General features: G+C 70.6%; 6 protein-coding genes. 4 read left to right on the plus strand and 2 right to left on the minus strand.

Annotated elements, in window-relative coordinates; translation table 11 throughout:
- Positions 1-84 precede the first annotated feature (84 nt).
- The gene (locus AB0435_RS22735; protein WP_366427823.1) at positions 85-723 is read left to right on the plus strand and encodes a helix-turn-helix domain-containing protein; all 639 of its coding nucleotides are present in this window, start codon (positions 85-87) and stop codon (positions 721-723) included.
- Between the two features lie 83 nt (positions 724-806).
- A complete protein-coding gene (locus AB0435_RS22740) occupies positions 807-2,321 on the plus strand; it encodes an MFS transporter (protein ID WP_366005921.1) in 1,515 nt (504 codons plus the stop codon).
- 429 nt (positions 2,322-2,750) lie between these two features.
- On the opposite strand, the gene AB0435_RS22745 is transcribed toward AB0435_RS22740, so the two are convergent.
- Positions 2,751-3,260, minus strand: coding sequence for a MarR family transcriptional regulator (locus AB0435_RS22745; protein ID WP_366427824.1), 510 nt, complete (start codon positions 3,258-3,260; stop codon positions 2,751-2,753).
- A 131-nt stretch (positions 3,261-3,391) separates the two neighbouring features.
- On the opposite strand from AB0435_RS22745, the gene AB0435_RS22750 reads away from it, so the two are divergent.
- The gene (locus AB0435_RS22750) at positions 3,392-4,174 is read left to right on the plus strand and encodes a class III extradiol ring-cleavage dioxygenase (protein ID WP_366008544.1); all 783 of its coding nucleotides are present in this window, start codon (positions 3,392-3,394) and stop codon (positions 4,172-4,174) included.
- A 23-nt stretch (positions 4,175-4,197) separates the two neighbouring features.
- Here the strand turns inward: AB0435_RS22750 and AB0435_RS22755 are convergent, their stop codons facing one another.
- Positions 4,198-4,635, minus strand: coding sequence for a hypothetical protein (locus AB0435_RS22755; RefSeq protein ID WP_366008542.1), 438 nt, complete (start codon positions 4,633-4,635; stop codon positions 4,198-4,200).
- A 551-nt stretch (positions 4,636-5,186) separates the two neighbouring features.
- On the opposite strand from AB0435_RS22755, the gene AB0435_RS22760 reads away from it, so the two are divergent.
- On the plus strand, positions 5,187-6,194 hold the full coding sequence (locus tag AB0435_RS22760; protein ID WP_366008541.1) for a sigma-70 family RNA polymerase sigma factor: 1,008 nt from the start codon (positions 5,187-5,189) through the stop codon (positions 6,192-6,194).
- The last annotated feature ends 440 nt before the right edge of the window (positions 6,195-6,634 follow it).

Genomic DNA, 6,634 nt, shown 5'->3' on the forward strand with positions numbered 1-6,634 from the left:
AGAGTCGGCTCAGGGCGTGACCGGAGCCGGAGAGAAGCCCCGACGAGAAGCCCCGAGAGAAGTCCCGAGGAAGGAGTGCCACCCGTGGCCACCCCCCAGCCCCGCCTCCGCGCGGACGCCCTGCGCAACCGCGAACGGATCATCGCCGCCGCGCGGGAGGCGCTCGTCGAATACGGCGACGAGACCTCCCTCGATGAAATCGCTCGACGCGCCGGGGTCGGGAATGCCACGCTGTACCGGCACTTCGCGGACCGCTCCGAGCTGATCCGCCATGTCACCCTGTTCGTCCTCGGCCGCCTCGCGGACCAGGCGGAGAGGGCACGAGCCGAGGAGCCCGATGCTTTCCACGCGCTGAGGCGTTTCGCCCACGCGGCCGCCGACGAACGGGTCGGGGCACTGTGCACGCTCTTCGCGGAGAGCATCGATCCGACGCATCCGGACCACGTCGCGGCCGGCGGCCGCCTGGACCGGGCGGTCGAGGAGCTGATCGAAGCCGCCCGCGCCTCCGGGCAGTTGCGCACCGACGTCGCCGTCGGGGATCTGATGATCGCGCTCGCCCAGCTGACCAGGCCCCTGCCGGGCAAGGGCTGCGACACCTTCGACGCCTTCGTGCACCGGCACGTCCAGCTCTTCCTCGACGGCCTGATGAACCCGGCCCGTTCCGAACTCCCCGGCTCCGCGGCCTCGTTGGAGGCACTGCGCCGCAGCCGCTGTTCCGGCTGACCCCCAAGACTTCGTGGCTCGTCCCGTCAGGGTCGCCGCCACGCGCTCGCCGTCCCGCACCACGCAACACTGAGGTAGGCACCATGCCCCACACGACCGCCCCCGACCCCAGGCGCTGGAAAGCGCTGATATTCATCGCCCTGGCCCAGCTGATGGTCGTCCTCGACGCGACCATCGTGAACATCGCGCTGCCCTCCGCCCAGACCGACCTGGGGATCTCGGACGGCAACCGGCAGTGGGTCATCACGGCCTACGCGCTCGCCTTCGGCGGCCTGCTGCTCTTCGGCGGCCGGATCGCCGACCTGTGGGGCCGCAAGCGCACCTTCGTCATCGGCCTGATCGGCTTCGCGGTCGCCTCCGCCTTCGGCGGCGCCGCGATGAACACCGGCATGCTGCTGGGCGCCCGCGCCCTCCAGGGCGTCTTCGGCGCGCTGCTCGCGCCGGCCGCGCTGTCGCTGCTCGCCGTCACGTTCACGGACGCGAAGGAGCGCGCCAAGGCGTTCGGCGTCTTCGGTGCCATCGCCGGTGCCGGCGGTGGCGTGGGCCTCATCCTCGGCGGTGTCTTCACCGAGTACCTGAACTGGCGCTGGACGTTCTTCGTGAACATCCCCTTCGCCGTGGTCGCCGCCGCCGGTGCCATCGCCGTGATCCGCGAGCCCGCCGGCAGCCGCAACCCCTCGAAGCTGGACATCCCCGGCGTCGTCCTGGCCACCACCGGCCTGGTCTCCCTGGTCTACGGCTTCACCCGCGCCGAGTCCCACGGCTGGACGGCCGGTGCCACCGTCGGCCTGTTCATCGCCGCCGCCGTGCTGCTGCTCGCCTTCGTGGCCGTCGAGTCCAAGGTGAAGTCGCCGCTGCTGCCGCTGCGCGTGATCACCGACCGCAACCGCGGCGGCGTCTACGCCTCGCTCGGCCTCGCGGCCATCGCGATGTTCGGCCTGTTCCTCTTCCTGACCTACTACCTCCAGGTCGCCCGCGGCTACAGCCCGGTCAGCACCGGTCTCGCCTTCCTGCCGATGATCTTCATGATGATCACCGGCTCGACGCAGATCGGCGCGCGCCTGATGACCCGGGTCGCCCCGCGCTGGCTGATGGGCCCGGGCTTCCTGCTCGCCGCCCTGGGCCTGCTGTGGCTGACCCGGATCGACCTGGACACGTCCTACGCCACGGGCATCCTGCCCGGCCTGATGCTGATGGGCCTCGGCATGGGCACGGCCTTCATGCCCGCCATGAGCCTGGCCACGCACGGCATCCAGCCGCGCGACGCGGGCGTCGCCTCCGCGATGGTGAACACCTCGCAGCAGGTCGGCGGCGCCATCGGCACCGCGCTGCTCAACACCATCGCGGCCAGCGCCAGCACCGCGTACGCCAAGTCCCACCTGTCCGAGGCCACCCGGGGCGCCGCGGGCCAGAAGCTGCTCGTCCTCCAGTCGAGCGTGCACGGCTACTCCGTCGCCATCTGGTGGGCGGTCGGCATCCTCGCCCTGTCCTCGGCGATCGCGTTCCTCGCGATCAACACCGGCCACCAGGGCGGCCCGGCCGCGAGGTCCGGCGAGGACGAGTCAATCGAGGACGCCATCCCGGTGATGGCGCACTGACACGGTCTGCACGAAGAGAAGGCCCCCCGCTCAGGCGGGGGGCCTTCGTCATGGCCGTCTACGCACCACCGCTGCGCGGCGGCGTCCTCAAACTCCCCCAGCTACCGCTGGGAGGTGCCCCCAACGGGCTGAAAAAGAAAAGACCGGCGCACCCACTGGCCTTTAACTTGCTCTCCGGCGGAGGGGGTGGGGCCGGAGGGTGAGGTTTTGGAGCGCGGTGCGTAGTCACGGCACCCAATACGTAAGACGGCGCCACGCACCGCGTTCCAGGTCCTCAGCCCGGAGGCCACACCCCCGGTCCAGCCACCAACCCAGCCCGGCCGGCACCTGAGGCCACACCCCCGGCGGCCCAGCCACACACCCAGCCCGGCCGGCGTTTGAGGCCACGCCCGAAGGGCGTCCCCGCAGACGCAGACGGCAGCCGACGACCTACCGCAACCAGGGAAGATCCGCTCCCGAGGCCGGCTGAAGCCCGGCCGAGATCGTGCGGCAGATATCACCAAGCTGCCGAACCTGCTCCACCGTCAACCGATCGAAGATCGCCCCACGAACCGCCGCCACATGCCCCGGCGCGGAATCCCTGAGCATCGCGAACCCCTCGTCCGTGAGGACGGCCAGCTGCCCGCGCTTGTCGGAAGGGCACTCCTCCCGCCGGACCCACCCGTTCTTCTCCAGCCGGGCGACGGCATGCGAGAGACGCGAGCGCGTGATCTTGGCCCCCTGGGCCAGCTCGGTCATCCGCATCCGCCGGCGAGGAGCCTCGGAGAGGTGCACGAGCAGCCCGTAATAGACGTGCGGCATCCCGGCGTCGCGCTGGAGCTGCCGGTCGAGGTGGTCCTCCAGGAGCGTGGTGGCGTGGAGGTACGCCTGCCAGGTGTCCTGCTCCTCGGCGCTGAGCCAGCGCGGCTGCCCGGCGTCCGGGACCTTTCGGTTGGTCATGGCATCCACTGTTTCACCCGTCGGCTTCCTCGATGTCGCGATTCTTGAAGTTTAAATAAGGCGGGGCTAAACTGACGAATAACTTGAACTTTCAAACAACCCTCAAAGTAATCAACCCCTCGGGAGGCACCATGCAGGCCACCGGCGAACGCATGCCCGCGCTCTACCTCTCCCATGGCGCACCGCCCCTCGCGGATGACGGGCTGTGGACCGCCGAGCTCGCCGCCTGGTCCGCCGGGCTGCCGCGGCCGACCGCGATCCTGATGGTCTCGGCCCACTGGGAAGAGGCCCCGCTCGCCCTCGGCGCCACCGCGCGGGTGCCGCTCGTGTACGACTTCTGGGGCTTCCCCGAGCGCTACTACGCGGTGCGGTACGACGCCCCGGGCGCGCCGGAGCTCGCCGACCGGGTGCGCAGGACGCTGCGCGGCGCCGGGACCCCCGTACAGGACATACCGGACCGCGGGCTGGACCACGGCGCGTACGTCCCGCTCGTCGAGATGTACCCCGACGCGGACATCCCCGTCCTCCAGATCTCGCTGCCCACCCTCGACCCGGAGCGGCTGCTGGAGGTCGGGCGCAAGCTCGCGCCGCTGCGCGACGAAGGGGTGCTGATCGTCGGGAGCGGTTTCTTCACCCACAACCTGGCGGCGCTGCGGCACGCGGGGTCGGGGCCGCCCGCCTGGTCGGCGGAGTTCGACGCGTGGGGGCGCGAGGCGCTCGCCGCCGGGGACGTCGACGCGCTGCTGGACTTCGAGCGCAAGTCCCCGTCGGCCCGGCTGGCCCACCCGCGCACCGAGCACTTCGCCCCGCTCTTCGTCACCCTCGGCGCGGCCGGCGCCGACCTGAACCGTCAGCGCACGGCCGTCGAAGGCTTCTGGATGGGCCTGGCGAAGAGGTCGGTGCAGTTCGGGTAGGGGCGGGCGGTCGCGGGGCGGACTCAGTGCTCGTGCGAGTAGAAGACGTAGTACGACACGAGGCCCATCCCCAGGCCCAGCAGCAGTCCGATCTCGATGGAGCGCAGCACCGAGTCCCCGCTGAGGCTGTAGAGGAAGCCCATGCTGCAGCCGAAGAGCGAGCCGTACGCCACCGCGCGGACCTCGGTGATCATCTTCTTCCGCTCGCGGATCAGGACGTACCCGACGCCCCCGGAGACCAGGGCGACGGCGATCCCCATGAGCCAGGAGCCGAGCGTCGTGAAGCCGTTCCGGCCCGAGAGGAAGACGGCGTACAGACCGAGCACGACGGCTCCGGTGAGCGGGACGGCCCAGGACAGCCGGGACGCGTGGTCCGCGCCGCGGAGATGCGTGCCGCGGGGGACCGGGCCGGGGCCTTCGTGGCCGGGGTGGTGGCCGGGCATGATCGAGTGCGTCGGCATCGCGGGCTCCTCTCGCCTGTGCGTCACCCCCGCGTCGGCTCCGCCGGCGGTGGCGCGCACCGCTGCCTTGTCCCACCAGGGCACACCCGCGTACGGGCGGCGGCAACTCGATCACTTCAGGCCCCTCCCGCCACGGCCCGCGCCGCGGAACCGCTACGGCCCGCGCCGCCGAATCGCTACGCCCCGCGCCGCGGAATATGACGTTCCGGACGTGCCGGGCGGCTGAGTGGGCAACCGTCGGCGCGCCCAGGTCGTCTTGAAGGGCGAGCGGGGTGCCGGGGCGTCAGCGCGGACGGTCGCGGACCACGCTTCCCGGCCGCCCCGGTGTCACCCTCCGTACCGGCTCTGACCTGCGCTTCCCCGGTTCCTTGGAGCGTCCTCCCGCGTTGCGGCCGGACAGGGTACTGCATGATCACAAAAAATAAGACGTTCCATGGGAATTCTGTCCGGATTCCAGTCGTTCTTTCCTTCGGACGGGACACCCGTGGCAGGGTCCGCCCTCAAGGGGAGTCCCATCCGTCCCGCGACCGACTCATCGCAAGGGAGCACGCATGGCAACCCGTGCCGTCGCCCGTCGTCAGACCGCCGCAAAGGGCGCTGAAGGGGCAAGCAGTGTTCGCGCCGCTGGCGGGGAAATCGCCGACCGCGACCTGGTCGGCATGTACCTCGACGAGATCGCGCGTACGCCCCTGCTCGACGCCGCCAAGGAGGTCGAGCTGTCCCAGACCATCGAGGCCGGTGTCTACGCCCAGCAGCTCCTCGACGGAGCCCTCGACTCCGAGGGCGCCGGAGCCGCGGGCGCGGACCGCGCGGAGCTCGAGGCGATAGCCGCCGAGGGCGCCCGTGCGAAGGACGTCTTCATCAAGTCCAACCTCCGCCTCGTCGTCGCCGTCGCCCGCCGCTACCCCCGCAGTGGCCTGCCCCTCCTCGACCTCATCCAGGAGGGCAACGCCGGCTTGGTCCGCGCGGTCGAGAAGTTCGACTACACCAAGGGATTCAAGTTCTCCACGTACGCCACGTGGTGGATCCGCCAGGCGATCACCCGGTCCATCGCCGACCAGTCCCGCACGATCCGGCTGCCCGTCCACCTCGTGGAGGAGCTCGGCCGGATCCGCCGCGTCCAGCGCGAGTTCAACCGGGAGAACGGCCGCGACCCCGAGCCCGCCGAGATCGCCGCCGAGCTGGACACCACGCCCGGCCGCGTCAGCGACGTCCTCGACTGGGCCCGCGACCCGGTCAGCCTCAACATGTCCGTGGACGACCAGGGCGAGACCCAGTTCGGTGACCTCCTTGAGGACACCTCCGCCGTCTCGCCCGAGCAGTCCGTGATCGCCCTGCTCCGCAGCGAGGAGCTCGAGGATCTGATCGGCCGCCTCGACCAGCGCACCGCCTCGATCATCAAGGCGCGCTACGGCATCGAGGACGGCCGGGAGCGGACGCTCACGGAGGTGGGCAAGCAGCATGGGCTTACGCGTGAGCGGATTCGGCAGATCGAGAAGCATGCGCTTCTGGAACTGAAGAAGATGGCTCACGACACAGGTTTCGACGCGGCGGCCTAAAAGGGCATATCCTCATAGACCGGACCCCGGCGCCACCCCCCCCTGCGTCGGGGTCCTTCTTGTTTGTGGGTGCGGGTTGTGTGCGCCTGCGGCGGGACGCCCTTCGGGCGTGGCCTCAAGCGCCGGCCGGGCTGGTTTGTGGCTGGACCGGGGGTGTGACCTCCGGGCTGAGGACCTGGAACGCGGTGCGTGGCGCCGTCTTACGTGTTGGGTGCTGTGACGACGCACCGCGTTCCAGAACCTCACCCTCCGGCCCCACCCCCTCCGCCGGAGGGCAACATGAAGGCCGGTGGGTGCGCCGGTTCTTTTCAGTCGGGTGCGCCGTTCTTTTCTTTTCAGCCCGTCGGGGGCACCTCCCAGCGGTAGCTGGGGGAGTTTGAGGACAACGCGCGAAGCGTGTTGCGGGGTCTGGGGCGCAGCCCCAGTTTCGGGAAGGGGCG

This window comes from Streptomyces sp. NPDC051173 (assembly GCF_040689515.1).
GTDB lineage: Bacteria > Actinomycetota > Actinomycetes > Streptomycetales > Streptomycetaceae > Streptomyces.